The sequence below is a fragment of the Parahaliea aestuarii genome (assembly GCF_008064635.1).
Taxonomy (GTDB): Bacteria; Pseudomonadota; Gammaproteobacteria; order Pseudomonadales; family Halieaceae; genus Parahaliea; species Parahaliea aestuarii.
Map to the genome: position 1 here is coordinate 266,583 of NZ_VRYZ01000002.1, position 19,010 is coordinate 285,592.

Genomic DNA, 19,010 nt, shown 5'->3' on the forward strand with positions numbered 1-19,010 from the left:
CCGGAACGCCTTAGCCGATACGACGACGCAATGCGGTGAACAGGCCACCCAGTGACAGCAGCGCGCCGCCGGCGAGGCCGAACAGGAACAGCGGGCTGGCAGTGGTCGGCATCTCCACCACCTCTTCTTCGATCACGATGACTTCCACCTCGTCCGGGCTGCTTTCATCGACAACGGCCAGGGCCCAGCGGTCGTGGGGCAGGTAAACATTCAACTCCTGGCCCCGGCTGAGTTCGCTGGCGCGGTATTTGCGACCCGCGATGTCAGCGCGCCAGCTGCTGGGCACCTGAATGCTGTGACTTTCGCCTTTGGTGCCATCCGTATGAAGGGGACGGAAGGTAACCCGATTACCCCGCACCCGCAGCACCTCAACAGTGGCCTTGGCATACAGCTCGCCGTTCTTTTCATAGACGCCCTGACAGGACTCCGCGATATCGGGATACTCCGCGGTCACAGAAGCGGACCACTCGATATCGGCACAGGTCGGGGCGGACTGGGCAGCCACTTGCCCGCTAAGGCTCAGGGCGGCGGTCACACCGGTTGCTACGATCAACTTCTTGAGCATGTCAATTCCTCCTTAATTTCGATTGACATAGGTATTGTCCAGCGAAGCGGTCACAACAAAGCGCTGTGGCGCGTGCCCGACGAAATAGAAGGGGTAGCAGGTCACGAGGGTCAGGCGTTGCTCGTCGGTATCAGCGAGCACGTGAGTATCCTCGATTTCGACAATCCTGGTGTGATCGACCGTAAAGTGCTTGGGCCCGAAGAGGGTCTGCAACACGATGGGGTCGCCGGGCTGGATATCCTTCAGCGCCCGGAAATAGCCGTCGCGGTGGCCGGCGATGCCGATATTCCCACCCTCGTGGGGATAGGCCATACCGTCAATCACACCGGCGCCGCGGTCCATGGTCAGTTCCGAGTCGGTGGAGTACACCGGAAGCTCCAGGGCCAGGGAAGGCAGGTTCAGGATGCCGAGCACCGGCGGCAGCGCCTGTTGCAGGCTGGCCTGGTAGTCGGCGATACGCCCCGGCGACCACAGGGCGGTGTCCGGTGCGGGAATTGCATCGATGGGGAGCGAGGCAAGGCGTTCCGGGAGAGCGTCGGACGCTGCCGGCAGGTCGCTGCCCGGGGCGGGCGTCTCCGCCACTGCCGCCTGCAGGTTTTCAAAGGCGGCAATATCGCTGCGCCGGTCAACCTCGCCAACCGCCAGCTGACTGACAAAGAAGCCGGAACAGACCAGGCCCGCTCCGTAGCAGGCCCACTCTCCACTTCGCATCAGCAGCTTGCGCCAGTCAGTCAACATGAACGCTTTGAATCCCCCGTTCGGCCTGCGCGAAAAATGCGCAGTAACATGCCTTTAAGCCTGAGTCTAACCCGCAATCGGGAAATTGCCACCTCCATCACGGGCCAATTGACCGAAATACGCAGATTTCCAGCCAGTGAACCGCCCGCGCGCCCTCCGCGTATACTTGGCTGAGACTATAGCAGGACGCCCCATGCTGGAATTGCACGAACAATGTACCGTTCCCCGCAGCCCGACCGCCGTGTTCAACTACCTGGCGGATTTCAGTTCTGCTGCCGAATGGGACCCCACCACCCTGTCCGCCCGCCGACTCGACAGCGGCCCGCCGCGGGTGGGAAGCCGCTTTGAACTGAACTGCGCGCTGCCGCTTGGCAGCATCCGGGTTACCTACCGCCTTACCCACCTGGAGGCGGGGCGCTGCCTGCGACTGAGCGGCAGTTCCAGGCTGTTTGATGTCGACGACGAAATTATCCTGCACCCTGAGAATGACGGCTGCCTGATCGACTACCGGGCCAGCTTCCGCTTTCCCGCTGCGATCGAGCGCTACCTGCAACAGCACCCGGAAAAATTCGTGGCAATGGGTCAGCGGACCATGGAAGGTCTCGAGGAGGCCCTCAGCGACGACAACGCCGCGCCGGTACCCCGGGCGGATACCGAGTGCGCCGATCGCTGGCTACTTCCCGGCATAGCCCACTTCACCCGCTACGGCTACCAGCGCGGGAAAAAGCGCTGGAAGCCCTGCAGCACAGACATAAGCGGGCGCCACATGATCATTACCGGGGCCACCTCGGGTCTCGGCGAAGCCGCCGCCCGCTCCCTGGCAGAGGCCGGTGCCGCGCTAACTCTGGTCGTCCGGGACCAGAGTCGCGGCAAAGACCTGGTCGAGTCACTGCAGGCGGCGAGTGGCAACAGCGACATTCACCTCGAACTGGCCGACCTCAGCCTGTTGCAGGCGGTTGACGATCTCTGCGCACGCCTGTTGCAACGCGGCAGGCCGATCGATGCACTGATCAATAACGCCGGCGCACTGTTCAACGACAAGACGATTACCGCTGAAGGCATGGAGCAGAGCTATGCGCTGCTGCTGCTTTCACCCTGGCGCCTGACCACGGCCCTGCAGCCGCTGCTGGTTCAAAGCGGCGACGCGCGGGTGGTCAACGTGGTGTCCGGCGGCATGTATACCCAGCGACTTGACTTGCGATGTTTGACAGGCCAGTCGGAACACTACAATGGCAGTGTCGCCTACGCGCAGGCCAAACGCGCGCTGATGATCGCCACCGAATACCTGGCCGACGAGTGGCGCGATCACGGCATTGTCGTCAATGCCATGCACCCGGGCTGGGCCGACACCCCGGGGGTGGCCAGTGCACTGCCTGCTTTTCGTCGCCTCACCGCCCCCCTCCTGCGCAGCCCGGAACAGGGCGCCGACACCATGGTCTGGCTGGCCCGCGCCCGGGAGGCCGGGCTGGTCAGCGGCAGGCTTTTTCTCGACAGGGAGCCGCGTACGACCCACCTGCTAAAGCGCACGGAAGAAAGTGCAGAGGAGCGCACAGCGCTGCTCGAACTGCTGTCGGAGTACCGCCCGGGCTGAGCCCTGTCCGGCCTCAGCAATTGAACCACCAGCCGGCGAATCCGGCGGCTGCCCTCCCCCGTATTGCAAAGCACCTCCGCCGCGGCTAACGTGATTGGCGGCAAAAAAATCAATCGTCAGGAGGCCCCGTGCCTGCATCTGCCCGCCCCTTCAGCATCGACATCGACGACGCCACCATCAGTGACCTGCACGCCCGGCTTGACGCCACACGCTGGCCGGAGGCTGAAACGGTTCCCGACTGGAGCCAGGGCATCCCCCTGGACTATGTGCGTGAAGTCGCGCGCTACTGGCGCGAGCAGTACAACTGGCGCGAACGCGAAACGGCGCTGAACCGGTGGCCCCAGTTCATCGACGAAATCGACGGCCTCGACATTCATTTCGTCCACGCCCGCAGCCCGGAACCAGACGCCCTGCCACTGATCATCAGCCACGGCTGGCCGGGGTCCGTGGTGGAATTCAGTAAAGTCATCGCCCCACTGACCGACCCGGTGGCCCACGGCGGCGTGGCGGGCGATGCATTTCACGTGGTGGCACCTTCGCTGCCCGGATACGGCTTCAGCGCCAAGCCCGCAACGGCCGGCACCGGTGTCGAGCGCATCGGCCGCATGTGGGGCAATCTGATGGCCAGCCTCGGCTACGAACGCTACGTCGCCCAGGGCGGCGACTGGGGCAGCATGGTCACCCAGAGTATCGGCCAGACCGAGACAGCGCATTGCGCGGGCATCCACATCAACATGCCCATCGTCATGCCGGACCCCGAGACCATGGATCAACTGACGGCCACCGAGCAGGCGGCGCTGGAATCGATGAATTTTTACCAGCAGTGGGATTCGGGTTACTCAAAGCAGCAATCCACCCGCCCCCAGACCCTCGGCTACGCGCTGGCGGACTCACCCACCGGTCAACTGGCCTGGATTCTGGAGAAGTTCTACGCCTGGACGGACTGCGAGCGCGACGGTGTCAAACACCCCGAAAATGTACTCAGTCGCGACGAGATGCTCGACAACGTGATGTTCTACTGGCTCAACAATTGCGCCGCCAGTTCAGCCCGACTGTACTGGGAAAGCTTTGCCACACCCAATCTCGACCCGATACACATCCCGGTGGGCTGCTCTATTTTCCCCAAAGAAATTTTTCGCAGCAGCCGGCGCTGGGCCGAGAAGCGCTTTACCCAGTTGATCCACTGGAACGAACTGGACCGGGGTGGGCATTTCGCCGCCTTCGAACAGCCGGAACTGTTTGTGCAGGAAGTGCGCAGCGCCTTCCGCAGCCTGCGCTAGGCCCCGGAGTTTACGAATGTTCGATCTGACAGACCCTGTGTTCAATCCCTATGCCTCGGAGGAAATTACACCTCCCCATACCCGCGAGTGGGCCGCCAAACGCAAACTGGCCCGGGTGCTGCACCAGCTCAACGAACTGGCCGTCACCTGCAACGCCAGCGTGGAAGAGATCGAGGCGCGCACCGCCGACCTGCAGGTAGTGGCCGACAGTCTGGCCACAGCGCCCCGCTGCCTGGGCACACTGGCCTTCGTAAAAACCGGCGATCACGGCAACTACGGCCAGATCAACCACGAACTGAACGCCGTGGGCGGCCACAGCAACCCGCTGGCACCGGGACTTAACATCTGGCTGGAAGGTGCCGTGGCTCACGGCGTTGCACGCTGCCACCACGCCTACGAAGGTCCGCCGGGGTTTGTCCACGGGGGTTATGTGGCCGCCATCTTTGACCAGTTCCTGGGCATGGCCCAGATCGCCGGCGGGCGGCCGGGCATGACCGGGTCCTTGAGCGTGCGCTACCTGCGCCCCACCCCGCTGGACACCGACCTGACATTGCGCGCCGAAATGGCAGAAACCGTCGGCCGCAAGACCGTCATGCGCGGTGAAATGCTGGCCGGAGGCAAGGTCACCGCCACCGCGGAGGGTTTGTTCATCGAACCGCAGCGCCCGCTCCAGACCCTGGCCCGGTAGAACCACTCAGACAGAAAAGTTCAGCGCAACTCTGACTCGCTGTCCGCTCCCGCCTCTTCGTCGTCTCCCGTTCGCAGAATCGCGCTAAAGGCCTGGTGAGGCGGCGCGGTGCGCGCCGGGCGCCGGTAGGCCGTCACGTTGAATCCGGGCGTGTCCAGGGGGTGGGGCAAGGGGGTATCGGCATCCACCAGGGAAGCGAGTGGCTGTTGCGCCACCTCTGCCTCGTGATCTCCCGTCTCCAGCCCGGGGCCCGGCGCCGGTCGCGCACGACGTGTCACTTCCCTCTCCACGGTGTCTCCGCCCGACCTGTCCCGCATAAGCTCCGGTGGGCGGGGACTTTCGGCAATAAACGCGAGGGGCTCCAGGCGCGGCGCGGGTGCACTGGTGCCCGTATCGCGGCTGGCCACGGTTTGCCCGGCCAGCGTTCGGGCCTGCTCCGCCAGTGTCCCGCCTGTTGTCTCCACCGTCGTACCGCCCTGCCCCGCTGCAACACGGCGCTCGGGGGCAGCGGCGGCAATCGCAACCTGCGTATCGGCCACCGCCTCGGCGAACTGCTGGTCCGCACGGCTCTCGCCGGGCTCCCGGCGCTGGTGCAAACGCTGGCGCAATACCTCGTTGGCGCAGGTATACCAGCGTCCGCAACTGGCCGACTCCGAGGGGTCCGGCATGCGATGCTTGCGAAAATTGCGTTGGGCCAGCATGAAGCGCTGCTTCACTGCCCGGTAGTAATAGATGTGCCGCTCGGCTTCCAGCGCATTGAGCTCTTCGCCGCGGCGGATCTCGATCAGCTGCGGCGGTAACTGCCCCTGCAGGGAATGCAGGAGATCTGCCGCAAAACAGAGCCGGAAACCCGCATCCGCGCCGTGCTTGCCGGTGGTATCACAGGGCAGGTAGAGGTAGTCCCCCAGTTCGGAAAAACCGCTGGTGCGCATCAGGAGGTTCACACTGTCGCTCAGTGGCCCCACCGTCAGCTGCCCGTCGACGATGAAGTCGATGCCCCTGCGCATGGCCTCCAGGGTCGCTGCGCTGCGCTGGTGTGCACCCGGCTCCCAGTCGATCTGGACAAAGCGTCGACCACTGGCGCGCAGGGTTGCGGCAAAAGCGTTCTGGGGACGGGTGACACTGAGGGGAGCAACACTGCCGGCGTCCGGCGGGATGCCGTGGCGCGGGTTTTCCAGCGTCAGGCGCTCCATCCAGCTGGCAAAGGGAGACTGGCGAAACAGCACCAGATCGTCGGTGCTGAAAGTAATGGTGTTCTCGGCAGTATTGCGCTGCATCAGGCCCCGGCTGTTGTGTTCGTTATACGACGCAAACAGCGGGAGGCAGCAGCGCTCCGGCCGTTTGCGTATTTATAACGGAAGCCCGCGGCGCTGTCCACGCCGCGCCGGCTCAGGCGGCCGCCGGCAGCAGGATATCCGCCAGTTGCGCCCGGTGCCAGGCGCCGTCACCGAACAGCACCTGACTGTGCTTCTGGCGTTTAAAGTACAGGTGGACGAAGCACTCCCAGGTAAACCCGATACCACCGTGGTACTGCACGGAGCGGCTCGACGCATAGCCCGCCAGGTCACTGGCGCTGGCCTTGGCCATATGGGCATACTGGGCCGCCTTCTCCGGCTCGTGGTCCCAGGCGCAGGCCGCGTTATAGAGCAGCGAGCGGGTCTCGTCGATCCGGATCATCACATCCACCAGCGGGTGCTTCACCGCCTGGAAGAAACCCAGCGGACGCTCAAACTGCTTGCGGGTGCTGACATACTCCACCGTTGTCTGCAGTTGCCACTCCGCCGCGCCGGCCATATCGGCCGCCAGCAGTGTCCAGATGGCCGGCATCGCCTGATTCACCGCCACCAGACCGTTGTCGCTGACGCGCAGGGCCTCGACGTCGCTAAAGGTCACCCGGGCCTGATCGCGCGTCAGGTCGACGATGGCATCGCTGTCAATAGCGACGCCATCGGCCTTTGCATCCACCCAGTACAGGGCGAAACCGCTGTCGCAGTGGGCCAGCGCCAGCAGGCGGTCGGCCTTGCCGGCATCCTGCACATAGCTGGCAGTCCCGGACAGGCGCCCGCCGGACACGGTAAGCGGCGTATCAGCGGCCTGCCAGCTACCGCTGGCGCCGGTCAGCGCCAGCGCCGCGGACCGACCGCCACAGATTTCTTCCAGCGCCGCCAGGCCGCTATCACCGCAGGCCGCGAGAACATAGGTGGCATTCAGGGTACCCAGCAGCGGGCAGGGAAAGGCCGCACGACCCAGTTCCTCCACCAGGCCGGCCACGGCCACCAGCGGCATACCGAGCCCGCCGGCCGCTTCCGGCACTGCCAGCATGCTCCAGCCGAGTTCCACCATCTGTTGCCACAGATCTTCGCGCCAGATCACCGCCGGCGCGCGATCTGGATCGGGGTTGTCCGCGACCAGCCGGTGCAGGGCGTCCACCGGCAGGTTGTCGGCAAAAAATTTGCGCGCCGAGTCCTTCAGCAGGGCCGCCTCTTCACCGAAGCCAAAGTCATTGGGTTGTGACATGTTGTTCTCCTTGTTCGGCCGGTTACTTGGACTTGGGCATGCCGAGCACGCGCTCGCCAAGAATATTGCGCTGAACCTCGCTGGTACCGGCGGCGATGGTCATACCAAAGGTGTTCATATAGGCCAGTGGCCACTGGCCTCCAGCGGGCGCATTGGCATCCGCCAGGTACAGGGACCCGGCAGGGCCGGCGACATCCAGCGCCAGTTCAGACACTTCCTGGGCAATTTCACTGGCCAGCAGCTTGTTCTGCAACGGGAGGCGCATGGGGTGATCCAGCAAGGGCTGTACCCGGGAGCGGCGCTGGCTCTGCTCAAACGCCTTTTCGCGAATCACTGCCTGCATCAAGCGGTCGCGCAACAGAGGGTCGGCGGCGGCACAGCCCTCCCCGCGCGGTGTGTTGCGGGCCAGATCCATGACCGCAGCGGCCTTGGTTTCGTGGGTGGAGCGACTTGTCATGCCGCCGGAGCGCGGGGTCTGCAATTCGCCGGCGCCGCGTTCGTGCAGCAGCGTGGTCATGGCGACCTGCCAGCCCTTGCCGAGCTCGTCCAGGCGGAAGCTGTCGTCCACTTCGAGATTGTCAAAGATCACCTCGTTGAAGCCGGTTTCGCCGGTGATCTTGATGAGCGGGCGCACCGTGACGCCCTTGCCCAGGGCCGAGCGAATCGGCACGACAAAATACGACAGGCCGTCATACTTGTGGGATTTGTCGGTGCGCAGCAGCAGGATCATCCACTCGGCGAAATGGGCCAGTGAGGTCCACACCTTGTGACCATTGATCACCCACTTGTCGCCCTTGCGTTCCGCAAAGGTCTGCACACTCGCCAGGTCGGACCCGGCGCCCGGCTCGCTGAAGCCCTGGCACCAGATGTCCTCACCGGAGAACAGGCGCGGCAGCAATTGCTGCTTCAGCGCATCCTGGCCGTGATAGAACACGGTGGGCGCCGCCATGCCGAGCCCGATCACGTTGGGGAAAAAGGGTGTGCGGGCGCGGATCATTTCCTGGTTGGCAATCCGCTGGCAGTCCTTGCGGCCGCCGCCACCGACCTCCACCGGGTAGTCACAGCCGACCAGGCCGGCGTCATAGGCCGCCTTCTGCCAGTCCTGCAGGTAGGCAAGCTGCGCCTCGGTCATGATTTCCAGGGCGCTCTGGGGCAGGCGTACCGGCGGTTCACCGGGGGTATTGTTCGCCAGCCAGTCCTGGCAGTACTGGCGAAACTCCGCCTGCTCCGGGGAGTCTCTATGGGCTGAATCCGACATCAGGCCTCCTTATGAATTATTCGATCAGTGGGTATGGTCGGGATGCCGCAGTGTGGGCAAAGGCAGGCGCCATGGCAACTGGCAGTATCAATAGTCGATGCCGGGCCGTTCAGAGTACCGGGTCAGTAATGCGGCGGCCGCTCGCTGGCCACATCCGCACCCGGCATTTCCTCGAGCGCTGCCGCCTGCTCGTCCTGGCGCTGCTTGAGCAGTTCCAGCTGGCGCCGCAGGAGCAGAATTTCCTGCTGCTGGGCGGAAACGGCGTCGTTAAGGGCGGCGATCGTGTCGTCCTGGAAGGCCAGCTGGCTCTGCAGTTCCTGCAGCAGTACCAGCGTTGCATCATCACTCATAGAGGGTGTCCATGTGAAAGAAGGCGGCAGGCTAATATACTGCCGGCCCGACAACAACACACGGAGATCGACAGTGGCAAAGTCAGGAAACCCCCAGGGCAAAGGCGGCAGACTGGTGTACTCAACCGATGTCGGCCGGCGCTGCCCGCAGTGTGCGAGGCCGGTCGCCGACTGCGTCTGCGGCAGGGACCGCCCCGCCTACGTCGGTGACGGCATCGTGCGCATCCAGCGTGAAACCAAGGGCCGCGGCGGCAAATCGGTCACCGTGGTGCGGGGCCTCTCCCTGGGCGAAACAGAACTCAAGGCCCTGGCGAAAACCCTGAAGCAGCACTGCGGGGTAGGAGGGTCCGTAAAGGAGGGAGACATCGAAATTCAAGGCGACCACCGGGAGGCCGTCAAGGCCAAACTGGAAGCGCTGGGCCATAAGGTAAAACTCTCTGGAGGATAAACAACCTTTATTCGGTATTTCGCCGAAATTCGCCTTAATATGTGGTCCCTTTCTGTTCTTTAGCGACAAAATATAGCTCTATAAAACTTATCGGAATTGTAACTTAGCTCTACATTCATAAAATCTTCTAAAGAAAACCCTCTCAAGCCGTTATTTTTATTGGATTTATTATTTTGCTGTGCTAAAAATGCAGTCATGGGCGCGCAACGTTCACGAATTCCGGGACTAACACCGGTGTCGAGCGGAGCGAAAAACGGACAAGACCACCTCGCCCTGCTGTAAACGCGATAAGAAGAGTGAAACGGCAGTATCTGACGGATTTGTCATCCCTGCGAGGAAGTGGGTTATGTACGTTACCGCAGAGCATCTGAGGGAGCAGGTCATCCGGCCTACCCTGAAATACCTTGGTGTCTGGAATCCCGGCACCGAAACCTTCCTGCTCGACGCCGCTGTCTCGGCACCTGATCTGGGTCTGTTCTCGGCGCGCAATGACGGCCTGGGACTATTCCATATCACCGCGGCCCAGCACCGGGATATCTGGGATCGCTATCTCGCCTTCAAGCCGGACATGGCGAGCCGCATACGGGGCCTGGCGAGCCAGCGCGCCTTCCTGAGCGACCCGGACAGCGAACTGACCACCAACCTCAGCTATTGCACCGCCATTGCCTGGCTGCTGTACCAGCGCGCCGGCGGCGGCAAACATCAGGAAGCCGCCCCCGTCGCCGCCCGCTTCCGGGCCTGACACTTACCCCGGTCAGTAGGCCGCGGCCCGCTCCGCGGCACTCAGTACCGGTTCTGGCGTCTTCCCGCTCAAATGCTGGAAGACCACGTTGTAAGCCAGCACAGCCTGCAGGTAATTGCGCGTCTCGCGATAGGGAATGGTCTCCGCCCACACTTCCACCGGCACCTTGTCACCCGCCTTGCGCCGCCAGCGATCGACCCGGTGGGGCCCTGCATTGTAGGCGCTCAGCGCAAACACCCGATTGCCGCCGAAGCGATCCAGCAACTCCCGGTAGTACGCACTGCCGAGCATCACGTTGTAGTCCACCTGGAACAGCGCCGCGGTGCTGTCGGACACACCGAGCCCGCTCGCGACCTGCTTGCCGGTAGCGGGCATGATCTGCATCAGGCCGCGCGCTCCCACCGGTGACCGCGCCAGGGGATAAAACGCGCTCTCGCGCCGCGCAATCGCCATCAACTCGGAGCCCGGCACCTGGCGCAGGCCGCCGTAGCGCTCGAAAGTATCCGCGTAAGGCGTTGGAAATCGCAGCGCCAGGGCATCCCATGCTTCGGCGCGGTTGGCGGCGTCGATCGCCATGCGGAACCAGCCCTCCTCCATCGCCAGCCGACCGAGTGCCAGCAACTGCTGCGGCTGATCCTGGAAACGGTTGAGCAGGCCGTACCACTCGGAGTGCGCGTTGTTCGGCTCTTCGTGATAGAGCAGCTCCGCGGTGCGCTGTACCGCCGGCAAAGCGGTCAGTGCAGCGCGCTCCCCGTCACTCAGTTCCACTGCCTGTGCATTGAACTGGTAGGGCAAACCGAGGCGGTCTGCCGCCAGGAAGCCGTAGTAGTCGCGCTCGCCAGCGAGAGCGGCGAAGCCGCCCCGGGCCAGTTCGCTTTCGCCGCGCTGCTCCCAGATGCGGGCCTGCCAGTAGTGCCAAACGCTCGACTGCCGCCCCGCGGCGGACAGCCACTGCAGCGCCCGGTCCATACCATTCCAGTCCTGCTCTTCGAGCGCCCAGCGCAGGCGAATCTCGACCAGCGTGTCGTCCTTCAGGCGGGCCAGGGCACCGTCGAGCCACTCGCGATTGGTATCGGATTTGGCAAACAGGCTGCGCAGGGCTATGGCCGACTCCACCTGCCTGCTTTGCTCCGCGCTGAAGCGCATTTCGGACTGATAGCGCTGCCAGTAATCCAGCGCCCGCTCCGGGCTGTAGCGGGCCAGATAGGCAAGCCCGCGGCTGACAATATCAGCCGCATAGGGGCTATCCAGCGGCATCCTGATTTTGCGCATGCCATCCGGGCTGGCATACACCGCCTGCAGGTGTGCGGCCCAGGGCTTGAGGGCGGGGCTCGCCCGCCGCGACACATAGCGCATCAGCGAGCGCTGGCGGGCGTCGAAGGCCAGTAACATGCGCCCCCACACAGCTTCGTCGTCCAGTTCGCCGGCCTTGGTCCAGGCGGCAAACAGGGGATCGCAGGCTTTCGGCCGCGACTCGCCATGGAGCCAGAGCCGGCGAGCGCCCTCCCAGGCGGCCTGTGTTGCGCCGCTCGCCAGCCGGGCGCGGAAGTAGTAGCACTTCAGTTCGATCGAGTTGGGTTCGCCGGGCATCAGGGCGAGAAAATCATCCCAGCGCCGGTCGCGCCCGGCTCGCTCCAGATAGCCGCCCAGGAAGCGATTGGTCAGGGGCGAGTTGAGGCTGGCGCTGACAAAATCGAGGGCTTGCCGGCGTGTCACCCGTGCAGGTTGCCGGCGCAGGGCGTAATAATCGAGGTAGATGGCCAGCGGGTAGTCATCGAGGCCACTGCGCAGGCGCCGGTATTCGTCCAGGCGGCGCTGCTCCAGGGCCTGCTGGGCCTTGTGGTAGGCCTGTCGCGCCGACTCAGGTTGCTGCAACTGCGGCGAAGATGCCCCTGCCCAGCCCGCATAACCGAGGGCCACTACCACAACCAGCCAGATTCCACGCCGCAAGGCCACACACTCCGTCACTTGAGAGCCAACGCAGGCGCGGGAACAGCCGCGCCATTAGTGCTCCAGATTGATACGGCGCCAATGTGAATGCAAGCCTCCCGATGCAAATCCATCGCCGGGGCTTGCGACCCGATGCCCGGAGGCCTGCTACGCAGTTTTCTAGTTATCAGAAGTTAATTTTCAGGCCTGTTTTTGCGAAATCCTGCTGCAAAATCCATCAGCTCAACCAGTCATCGACTAAAATTTAGCAATCAACTGATAACTGGTTTTGTGACATGTCGGAACCCGGTGATCCGGAAAACAGCAGGAAGGGCAAGGGAGAGCGCACCGCAGCGGCCATACTCGACGCCGCCGAAACGCACTTCGCCCGCCAGGGCTACCACGGTACCTCCCTGCGCAATATCGCCAACAGTGCCGGCCTGCAGGAACCCGGTATCTACAACCATTTCGCCAGCAAGGAAGCCATCTACGCCGCCGTCCTGCACCGCATCCTCGACCCGGTCGGAAGCGCCCTCTCCCGCCACCTGGCGGAAGCCCACTCCCTGCCCGAGATGATCGAACTGCCGGGCCTGTTGATGGATCTGCTGGTCGCCCAGCCCAACCTCGCCCCGCTGCTGCAGCGGGCACTGCGCGAAGAGGCGGGCCTTCCCGGCAATACCGTATTGCACCGCTGGCTCGCCAGGCTGTTCAACGAGGGCATGGCCGCGGCGTCCGCCGTTTCGGAAGAGCAGTATCTGGAACGCGAGCGCATGGCCATCAACCTGCTCGCCATCTTCAATGCCGCTACCGGCTACTTTGTATCCGGGCCGGCCTTTGCCCTGCTCGAAGCGGGAGATCCCTGGGACCGGCAGAACCTGGCGCGGCAGAAGCAACTGCTGCACCGGATGATGAGGGCGATGATGGTCAGTTGAGGAATGGTGCCCCGGAGACGATTCGAACGTCCGACCTAGCCCTTAGGAGGGGCTTGCTCTATCCAGCTGAGCTACCGGGGCGTGACACTTGAGGAAGCCGCGCATTATGGGGAGGGAAGTTTTGCATGGCAAGCCCGTGGCCGCAGCGGCTTGCGCTGCTGCGCCGTCCCCGGGCAGTGCGCGGCGATTCAGTGGCTGGCAAAGCTCGCCAGCATTCAGCCCGCGCGTGTCTTCAGGTAGGCCATGAAGTCCGCCGTGTTCGCCTCCTGGTCGGCGTCGATCCGGCGGGAGATATCGGAGTCGGCCATCCGCGCATCCCACTCTGCCAGGCCCGGGACGGCGGCTACGACATCAAGGTTCAACTGGCTCGGGCCTACCAGTTTGGGAATGGCCAGGGCGTAGCGCAGCACGATGTCTGCAAGTGTCAGTTGCGAACCGGCCACATAGGGGGCAAACACCGCCAGTTCGCGCATCGCCCTCACGCCGCGCTGCATGGCTTCCTTGACGTCATCACGCACCACAGCGGGGATATCCGCACCGCCAAATACGACGGGCAACAGGCGCCTGGCGGACAGCTCGAAATAGAGCTCCGCCAGCTTGGTCAGACGGCGCACCCGCGCGCGGTCCTCTGGATTGCGCGGCAGCAATGCTGGCTGGGGATGGGCATCCTCGAGGTATTCCAGGAGAACAGAGCTCTCGGATAGTTGAGTGCCCTGGGCGGTGCGCATGGCCGGGACCTTGCCCAGCGGGTTGACCGCCGCCAGCTCCGGCGAACCGGGGTAGACGATGGCTTCCTCAAAAGCCAGCCCCTTGAACAGCAGGGCGTGCTTGACCATGTTGTGGTAATTGCTGAAGGGAAATCCGTAGAGGGTAATCATTGCGCGGTTCTCTCTGCTGTCGATTGAATATGCTCCCAGTATAGGCGTCCACCCTGCCCCCTGCGCTACCCGAATATGCAATGTCACGTTGCACATTGGCATCCATCAGCGCGGCGCGGGCGTATACAAAGTTCAGGCAAACAACACCATCTGGACTAGACTTCGAAAGATAGGGCGAATAGCCCCGGGGGAGACGCGGGCCCTGGCGCGCGTTGCATGGGAGAGAGACCATCATGGAAAGAACCCGTATCGCTGGCCTGGCCCTGGCCGCCGCCGTGCTCGCCGCTCCGGCGACACAGGCGGAAGGGCTCTGGTTCGGCGATAGCACTGGCGGACCGGCCTATACCGGCGCGCTTTACAAACTCTCCGGGGATACCCGCATCGGCCTCAGCTACCAGAGCGAACTCAACCCGGATCCTGGCGGCCAACTGGAATTAAAACGACTGGCGCTCGAGGTTGATACCAACACTGAACTGACCATGACGCAGAAGGTGCGCCTGGGCATCCACCACCAATTGAGCAAGCGGCTCGCGCTGGACCTGTCCCTGGGCTGGGATGACTGGAGTGAACTGGATGAAGCCTTCGTCGCGGTCGCCAGCAGCGGCGCCAGCCTCTCCCGCGACACCACCCACGCAGACATCGGCATGGAGTACCAGCTCAATCCGCGCTGGCTAGTTACCGCTGGTGTGTCCTACGATAGCAATCCCATGGACGCCCGCTTTCACATCGCCGACATGCCCCTCGACCGCCAGATTCATGTCGGCCTCGGTGGCGAATACAACCTCAGCGACTCTGTCACGCTGGGGGGGTATTTCAATTACGCCGATCTCGGTAGCGCCCGTATCTCCGCCGCCGAATTCCAGGGCGAGTACGAGAAAGCCGTGATCTACCAGCTCGGTATTAATGCCAGGTGGCATTTCTGAGGGCAGGCGGCAGCAATATCCACGGCGCTGGACGCAGTGCGGTCGCCGTGGCTCTGTTGCTGTGTACCTGGCCGGCGCACGGCTTCGAGTTTGTCGACAGCATCGTCCGCGACTTCAGCGACAGCGAGTTCGTGTTCCAGCGCTCCGCCTCCCTGGTGCCCTTTCCCCCGGTGGCCTATCTTGGCGCCAGCCATTACGGCAGTACCCAAGTCAGCGGCTCGGCTCGCGGCGCTCCCATTGAATATCAGTTGAGCACGGTATCCCAGGCGGCGGGTATTCCCTGGCTGTTGGGCGAGCGCGACGCGGTGGTAGTGGGTGAATACCTGTCGTGGTCGGAGTTTCGCCTGAAGGACACACCGGGCGAGGATTTCAGCGTGGCCACCGTCGGCTTGCCGGTGGGCTGGATACGCCAGGTCAACCCGGACTGGCAGGCGGCCGCCTTCATCATGCCCATGGGCCACAGGGCCAGCCTGGACGACGCCGAATGGAGCTGGCAAACCATGGGGGGCGTGTTCGCCCGTTACGTACAGACTGACAGGCTGTGGTGGGCCTTCGGCCTCTACGCCGATATCGCACCCGGCGAGGATTTCTACATCCCCTACCTCGGTGCCTCCTGGGCCGTCACCGACCACTGGACACTGAGTGCGGTGATGCCCTGGCCCGCCCTGCTCTACGCCCCCGATGACAACTGGCTGTTCCGCTTCGGGGTTACACCCTCGGGCGCCTCGTGGTCGGCCACGCCAGCGGGCGGCGCGGACAGCGTGGCCATGAACCTGGATGCCTGGGATTTCGGGCTGGGCATCGAGCGGCGCCTCGGCGGCGACGTGTTTGCCGCGCTGGAAGCCGGCGTGGGCGGTTTCCGTGGCTTGCGCCTGCAGGATTCAGGCATTGAAGATATCGACGTCGATGCCGGCTCCAGCCCCTACATCCGCCTGCAATTCAAGATTCGCCCCGGAGCGTTCAAACCATGACATTTTGCCGCCGCGCCTGTGCCCTGCCGCTACTACTCTGTGCCGCCGCCAGCCAGGCCGATGATTTTTTCCGCGACAACATGATCGACCCGGAGGACGGCATGCTGGACGCCAGCCAGTACCTCTCCTCGGTGCCGCTGGGCTTCCTGCCGATTCCCTCCATCATCACCGAACCGGCGGTGGGCACCGGCCTGGCCATGGGTGCACTGTTCTTTCACGAAACAGCGGAGCAGCGCAAGCAGCGCACCAGCCAGCGGGCGATGCTGCCGGAAAACATCAGTGTGCTCGGCGGCATGGGCACCGACAACGGCACCTGGGGCGCCGGCGGCGGCCACCTGGGCTTCTGGCTGCAGGACTCCCTGCGCTATCGGGGCTTTGTCGGCTACGCCTCCATCAACCTGGATTTTTACTCCCTGCCCCGCCTTGGCGATTTGCCGCGGCCGCTGGAACTGAACCTGGAGGGGCCGGCCCTGTTCCAGGACCTCAAATACCGCCTTCCTGGGACGGGCATCTTCATCGGTGGCCGGCAGTTCTACCGCCAGGTGGAAACCAGCCTGGCCAATGCGCCGCGGCTGCCCAATCTACCGCCCGGTTTTGGCGATGCCCTGGCCGACCAGTTTGACCAGAAGATCGCCACCTCGGGGCTGGGCGCGGTGGTGGAGTACGACAGCCGCGACAATCCCTTCAATCCACAGCAGGGCTATTACTACACGGCCAATTACACAGTGTTTGACGGCGCGATCGGCAGCGATGTCGACTATGACAGCTACCAGTTTGCAGGCCTCAACTACTGGGAGCTCAATGAGCGCTGGAATCTCGGTGTCCGTCTGCAATACGACGCTGTACGCGCCTCCGGCAACGAGGCCCTTCCCTCCTACGTGCCGCCCTTCGTCGACCTGCGCGGTATCCCCAAATCACGCTATCAGGGTGAAGCGGTGGGTACCGCTGAAGTGCAGCTGGACTACAAAATCAATATGCGATGGAAAGTGGGCGTATTCAGCGGGATGGGGCGCGCCGCGGAGCATTTTAACGACCTTGGCAGCGCCGATAACGTGGATACTATCGGGGCGGGCTTTCGCTACCTGATCGCCCGCCGCTACGGCTTTGCCATGGGTCTGGATGTGGCCCGCGGGCCGGAGGAGTCCGCCGTTTATATCCAGGCCGGCTCTACCTGGTAGCAGCCCCCGGCTCAGGCGCCGGGGTATACGGTGCGCCAGTCTTTCTTCATGTCCACCACCAACCAGCCGCGCCGGGGCGCTTCGTCCAGGGCCTGGTCCAGCTTGCCGATGGCAGATTGGCGATCGTAGGCATACTCCCGCTCGGCGTCGGTGTGACGCACGATCAGGCCGAAGCGGGGACGGGTGTCGGCAGAGCTGCGAGGGATGGTGGTGTACTGCAGCATCTGCAGGTCGCCATCGGAATTGCCGGCGGCAAAAATGGGGCGCCGGCCAATATGCCGGTAGATGCCAACGGGCTTGCCTGCCTTGTCGTCAATCAGCGACACTTTCGCATCGCGGACGATGACCGGAATACCGTCGCGCAATTCGAAGTGGGCTTCCAGTGTACTGCCCACGACCTGCTCCGGAGCTACGCCATAGACCTCTTCCGCAAACACGCGCAGGAAGTCGATACCGCCTCCGGACACGATGAAAACACTGAACTCATTGGCGCGCAGGTAGTCCAGCAGTTCCAGCATGGGCTGGTAGACCATCTCCGTGTAGGGCTTGCCGGTCTGGGGGTGGCGGCTTGCACCCAGCCAGGTCCGCGCAGCGGCGGCAAACTCATCCGCGGTAACCCCGGTGTGGGAGGCGGCCACAATCTTCATCAGGCCGTCCATGCCACCCGCCTTCAGGCCTTCCATATCGCCGGAAATGGCACTTTTAAAGGGCTCGGTATCCTTCCATTCCGGGTGCTGTGGCGCCAGTGCGCGAATCCGGTCAAGGGCAAACAGCAACTGGAAGTAGACCGGTTGCTCGCTCCACAGGGTGCCGTCGTTGTCGAAGGTAGCGACCCGCTCCACCGGCGGGACATAGCTGTCGGCACCCTCCTTTGTGACCGCGCCAACAAAGGCAATGATGGCATCGCGAGCCGGCCCTTCACGCCACGACGGCAACACATCCTCCGCCCGCGCCACAGTACTGGCCAGCAACACTGCCGTCAGCAGCGCAGCGATACCCGGGTTTACCCGCAGTTTAAGGCCCATGATCGATCTCTCCTGTGGATTCATGAACTGACCGAAAAGAAAAAGGGCGCCCTTCGACGCCCCGGTTACTGGACTAGCTACCCGCGGTAACCTTGTCCAGACCATCGCGCAGCTCCTTGGCCCAGCGGCGCAGAATGCGGTCGGCATCGGCCTTGTTGGTCACGCTGTTGGTCCAGGTCAGGTAGTTGTCCTCGAAGTCGCGCTGGCGATCGACAATCCTGACCAGCACTTCATCGGTGGTCGCATCCACCAGTTCCAGAAGCAGGGTCATTTCCCCGGAGGTGGTGGTGTAAGTGCGGCTGATGCCAGCGGTGCGCACGTCCGGTGCGTTGATGTCGAGATTGATAATCGCCGGACGCAACACCAGCACCTGCTCACCCGGGGTGAATTCTTCCACCACGTTGTAGGCCGGCGACTCGGCCAGGGCCTCGCGGAATTTTTCTTCACAGGCCTCGCCCATGGCGGTCTTGATGCGGTCGACGTCTTTCTGGGTCACCCGGTTGGAAAGATCGATGCGGTCATCGTTCTGGTCCCGCAGCCAGTTCTTGCGGAAGGCTACGCTACAGGGGGTCACCCCGTACTCTTTGTAACCGCTGATATCAGCCCCCGGCTTTTTGTAGACCTCGCCAAACTGCGTATCAGGCACCAGTTGCAGGCCGTCATAGGACTCAGCGGGTGGAGCGGACTCCATACCCGCACAGGCCGATAGCAATACCCCTGCGGCAAGGGACGTGGTCAGCGCAGCAAATCGGTTCATTTTTTTGATCTCCTGAGTAATGAAAGGCTGAACGCAGCGGCGGGATCTCCCGCTCCGCTGAGGGAGGTTCAAACCTGTGATACCGAGTGTAGCCCAATCTGACGCAAGTGCACCTCCCCGTGCGGGTTGGCTGCTGGCTTCGAACGTCATTAAAGCCCATTCGGCAGAAAACCGGATCATAACCGGATCCATGTCGCTATCGAATGCCTTCCGGGAAAAATGCAAAAAAAAGCCCGGGCA

Annotated in this window: 19 protein-coding genes and 1 tRNA gene; 9 read left to right on the forward strand and 11 right to left on the reverse strand. The window is 63.4% G+C overall.

Going from position 1 to position 19,010, the window contains the following annotated elements:
- Nucleotides 1-10: 10 nt before the first annotated feature.
- The gene (locus tag FVW59_RS05550; RefSeq protein ID WP_148063241.1) at nucleotides 11-565 is read right to left on the reverse strand and encodes a hypothetical protein; all 555 of its coding nucleotides are present in this window, start codon (nucleotides 563-565) and stop codon (nucleotides 11-13) included.
- 12 nt (nucleotides 566-577) lie between these two features.
- A complete protein-coding gene (locus FVW59_RS05555) occupies nucleotides 578-1,303 on the reverse strand; it encodes a class D sortase (protein ID WP_246139643.1) in 726 nt (241 codons plus the stop codon).
- A gap of 193 nt (nucleotides 1,304-1,496) precedes the next feature.
- Between FVW59_RS05555 and FVW59_RS05560 the strand changes: the two genes are divergently transcribed.
- From FVW59_RS05560 to FVW59_RS05570, 3 genes are all read left to right on the forward strand, one after another.
- Nucleotides 1,497-2,894 carry an SDR family NAD(P)-dependent oxidoreductase gene (locus tag FVW59_RS05560; protein ID WP_148063242.1) on the forward strand — a complete coding sequence of 466 codons (1,398 nt, stop codon included), beginning with the start codon at nucleotides 1,497-1,499 and terminating at the stop codon, nucleotides 2,892-2,894.
- Nucleotides 2,895-3,022: 128 nt separating this feature from the next.
- Nucleotides 3,023-4,174: an epoxide hydrolase family protein gene (locus FVW59_RS05565; RefSeq protein WP_148063243.1), complete on the forward strand. Its 1,152-nt coding sequence runs from the start codon at nucleotides 3,023-3,025 to the stop codon at nucleotides 4,172-4,174.
- 16 nt (nucleotides 4,175-4,190) lie between these two features.
- The gene (locus FVW59_RS05570; protein WP_148063244.1) at nucleotides 4,191-4,862 is read left to right on the forward strand and encodes a PaaI family thioesterase; all 672 of its coding nucleotides are present in this window, start codon (nucleotides 4,191-4,193) and stop codon (nucleotides 4,860-4,862) included.
- Between the two features lie 20 nt (nucleotides 4,863-4,882).
- Here the strand turns inward: FVW59_RS05570 and FVW59_RS05575 are convergent, their stop codons facing one another.
- The 4 genes from FVW59_RS05575 to FVW59_RS05590 all read right to left on the reverse strand — a co-directional run bounded on the left by FVW59_RS05575 (nucleotide 4,883) and on the right by FVW59_RS05590 (nucleotide 8,987).
- Nucleotides 4,883-6,139: a hypothetical protein gene (locus tag FVW59_RS05575; protein WP_148063245.1), complete on the reverse strand. Its 1,257-nt coding sequence runs from the start codon at nucleotides 6,137-6,139 to the stop codon at nucleotides 4,883-4,885.
- A 112-nt stretch (nucleotides 6,140-6,251) separates the two neighbouring features.
- Nucleotides 6,252-7,379: an acyl-CoA dehydrogenase family protein gene (locus tag FVW59_RS05580; protein WP_148063246.1), complete on the reverse strand. Its 1,128-nt coding sequence runs from the start codon at nucleotides 7,377-7,379 to the stop codon at nucleotides 6,252-6,254.
- 22 nt (nucleotides 7,380-7,401) lie between these two features.
- Nucleotides 7,402-8,637 (reverse strand): acyl-CoA dehydrogenase family protein, encoded by a 1,236-nt coding sequence (locus FVW59_RS05585; RefSeq protein ID WP_148063247.1) that lies wholly within the window; start codon nucleotides 8,635-8,637, stop codon nucleotides 7,402-7,404.
- Nucleotides 8,638-8,759: 122 nt separating this feature from the next.
- A complete protein-coding gene (locus FVW59_RS05590) occupies nucleotides 8,760-8,987 on the reverse strand; it encodes a SlyX family protein (protein WP_148063248.1) in 228 nt (75 codons plus the stop codon).
- A gap of 73 nt (nucleotides 8,988-9,060) precedes the next feature.
- Between FVW59_RS05590 and FVW59_RS05595 the strand changes: the two genes are divergently transcribed.
- Together FVW59_RS05595 and FVW59_RS05600 are read left to right on the forward strand one after the other, a co-directional pair.
- Nucleotides 9,061-9,435, forward strand: a complete 375-nt coding sequence (locus FVW59_RS05595; RefSeq protein ID WP_148063249.1) for a translation initiation factor Sui1 — start codon at nucleotides 9,061-9,063, stop codon at nucleotides 9,433-9,435.
- 346 nt (nucleotides 9,436-9,781) lie between these two features.
- Entirely contained in the window at nucleotides 9,782-10,177 is a 396-nt protein-coding gene (locus FVW59_RS05600; protein WP_148063250.1) for a hypothetical protein, read from the forward strand.
- Between the two features lie 12 nt (nucleotides 10,178-10,189).
- Here FVW59_RS05600 and FVW59_RS05605 read toward each other — a convergent pair whose 3' ends face one another.
- Nucleotides 10,190-12,127 (reverse strand): transglycosylase SLT domain-containing protein, encoded by a 1,938-nt coding sequence (locus tag FVW59_RS05605; RefSeq protein WP_148063251.1) that lies wholly within the window; start codon nucleotides 12,125-12,127, stop codon nucleotides 10,190-10,192.
- Nucleotides 12,128-12,402: 275 nt separating this feature from the next.
- Between FVW59_RS05605 and FVW59_RS05610 the strand changes: the two genes are divergently transcribed.
- On the forward strand, nucleotides 12,403-13,038 hold the full coding sequence (locus tag FVW59_RS05610) for a TetR/AcrR family transcriptional regulator (RefSeq protein WP_148063252.1): 636 nt from the start codon (nucleotides 12,403-12,405) through the stop codon (nucleotides 13,036-13,038).
- A 4-nt stretch (nucleotides 13,039-13,042) separates the two neighbouring features.
- On the opposite strand, the gene FVW59_RS05615 is transcribed toward FVW59_RS05610, so the two are convergent.
- Both FVW59_RS05615 and FVW59_RS05620 read right to left on the reverse strand, forming a co-directional pair.
- Nucleotides 13,043-13,119 (reverse strand) — tRNA-Arg (locus FVW59_RS05615).
- A gap of 134 nt (nucleotides 13,120-13,253) precedes the next feature.
- Complete coding sequence (locus tag FVW59_RS05620; RefSeq protein ID WP_187275776.1) at nucleotides 13,254-13,916, reverse strand: glutathione S-transferase family protein; 663 nt, start codon at nucleotides 13,914-13,916, stop codon at nucleotides 13,254-13,256.
- A 233-nt stretch (nucleotides 13,917-14,149) separates the two neighbouring features.
- Here FVW59_RS05620 and FVW59_RS05625 point away from each other — a divergent pair, with 233 nt between their 5' ends.
- The 3 genes from FVW59_RS05625 to FVW59_RS05635 are packed head-to-tail and all read left to right on the forward strand — an operon-like array spanning nucleotide 14,150 to nucleotide 16,988.
- Nucleotides 14,150-14,839, forward strand: coding sequence for an OmpP1/FadL family transporter (locus tag FVW59_RS05625; RefSeq protein ID WP_148063254.1), 690 nt, complete (start codon nucleotides 14,150-14,152; stop codon nucleotides 14,837-14,839).
- Nucleotides 14,827-15,810, forward strand: a complete 984-nt coding sequence (locus FVW59_RS05630) for a hypothetical protein (RefSeq protein WP_148063255.1) — start codon at nucleotides 14,827-14,829, stop codon at nucleotides 15,808-15,810. Before FVW59_RS05625 ends, FVW59_RS05630 begins: the two co-directional genes overlap by 13 nt.
- The gene (locus FVW59_RS05635; RefSeq protein WP_148063256.1) at nucleotides 15,807-16,988 is read left to right on the forward strand and encodes a BamA/TamA family outer membrane protein; all 1,182 of its coding nucleotides are present in this window, start codon (nucleotides 15,807-15,809) and stop codon (nucleotides 16,986-16,988) included. Before FVW59_RS05630 ends, FVW59_RS05635 begins: the two co-directional genes overlap by 4 nt.
- A gap of 11 nt (nucleotides 16,989-16,999) precedes the next feature.
- Here FVW59_RS05635 and FVW59_RS05640 read toward each other — a convergent pair whose 3' ends face one another.
- On the reverse strand, nucleotides 17,000-18,013 hold the full coding sequence (locus FVW59_RS05640; RefSeq protein WP_148063257.1) for an HAD family hydrolase: 1,014 nt from the start codon (nucleotides 18,011-18,013) through the stop codon (nucleotides 17,000-17,002).
- A 73-nt stretch (nucleotides 18,014-18,086) separates the two neighbouring features.
- A complete protein-coding gene (locus tag FVW59_RS19595; protein ID WP_187275777.1) occupies nucleotides 18,087-18,770 on the reverse strand; it encodes a DUF3313 family protein in 684 nt (227 codons plus the stop codon).
- Between the last annotated feature and the right edge of the window lie 240 nt (nucleotides 18,771-19,010).

Coding starts and splice junctions, on each gene's coding strand:
- FVW59_RS05550 (WP_148063241.1), bottom strand. CDS start 565: ATGCTCAAGAAGTTGATCGTAGCAACCGGTGTGACCGCCGCCCTGAGC.
- FVW59_RS05555 (WP_246139643.1), bottom strand. CDS start 1,303: ATGTTGACTGACTGGCGCAAGCTGCTGATGCGAAGTGGAGAGTGGGCC.
- FVW59_RS05560 (WP_148063242.1), top strand. CDS start 1,497: ATGCTGGAATTGCACGAACAATGTACCGTTCCCCGCAGCCCGACCGCC.
- FVW59_RS05570 (WP_148063244.1), top strand. CDS start 4,191: ATGTTCGATCTGACAGACCCTGTGTTCAATCCCTATGCCTCGGAGGAA.
- FVW59_RS05575 (WP_148063245.1), bottom strand. CDS start 6,139: ATGCAGCGCAATACTGCCGAGAACACCATTACTTTCAGCACCGACGAT.
- FVW59_RS05580 (WP_148063246.1), bottom strand. CDS start 7,379: ATGTCACAACCCAATGACTTTGGCTTCGGTGAAGAGGCGGCCCTGCTG.
- FVW59_RS05585 (WP_148063247.1), bottom strand. CDS start 8,637: ATGTCGGATTCAGCCCATAGAGACTCCCCGGAGCAGGCGGAGTTTCGC.
- FVW59_RS05590 (WP_148063248.1), bottom strand. CDS start 8,987: ATGAGTGATGATGCAACGCTGGTACTGCTGCAGGAACTGCAGAGCCAG.
- FVW59_RS05600 (WP_148063250.1), top strand. CDS start 9,782: ATGTACGTTACCGCAGAGCATCTGAGGGAGCAGGTCATCCGGCCTACC.
- FVW59_RS05610 (WP_148063252.1), top strand. CDS start 12,403: ATGTCGGAACCCGGTGATCCGGAAAACAGCAGGAAGGGCAAGGGAGAG.
- FVW59_RS05620 (WP_187275776.1), bottom strand. CDS start 13,916: ATGATTACCCTCTACGGATTTCCCTTCAGCAATTACCACAACATGGTC.
- FVW59_RS05625 (WP_148063254.1), top strand. CDS start 14,150: ATGGAAAGAACCCGTATCGCTGGCCTGGCCCTGGCCGCCGCCGTGCTC.
- FVW59_RS05635 (WP_148063256.1), top strand. CDS start 15,807: ATGACATTTTGCCGCCGCGCCTGTGCCCTGCCGCTACTACTCTGTGCC.
- FVW59_RS05640 (WP_148063257.1), bottom strand. CDS start 18,013: ATGGGCCTTAAACTGCGGGTAAACCCGGGTATCGCTGCGCTGCTGACG.
- FVW59_RS19595 (WP_187275777.1), bottom strand. CDS start 18,770: ATGAACCGATTTGCTGCGCTGACCACGTCCCTTGCCGCAGGGGTATTG.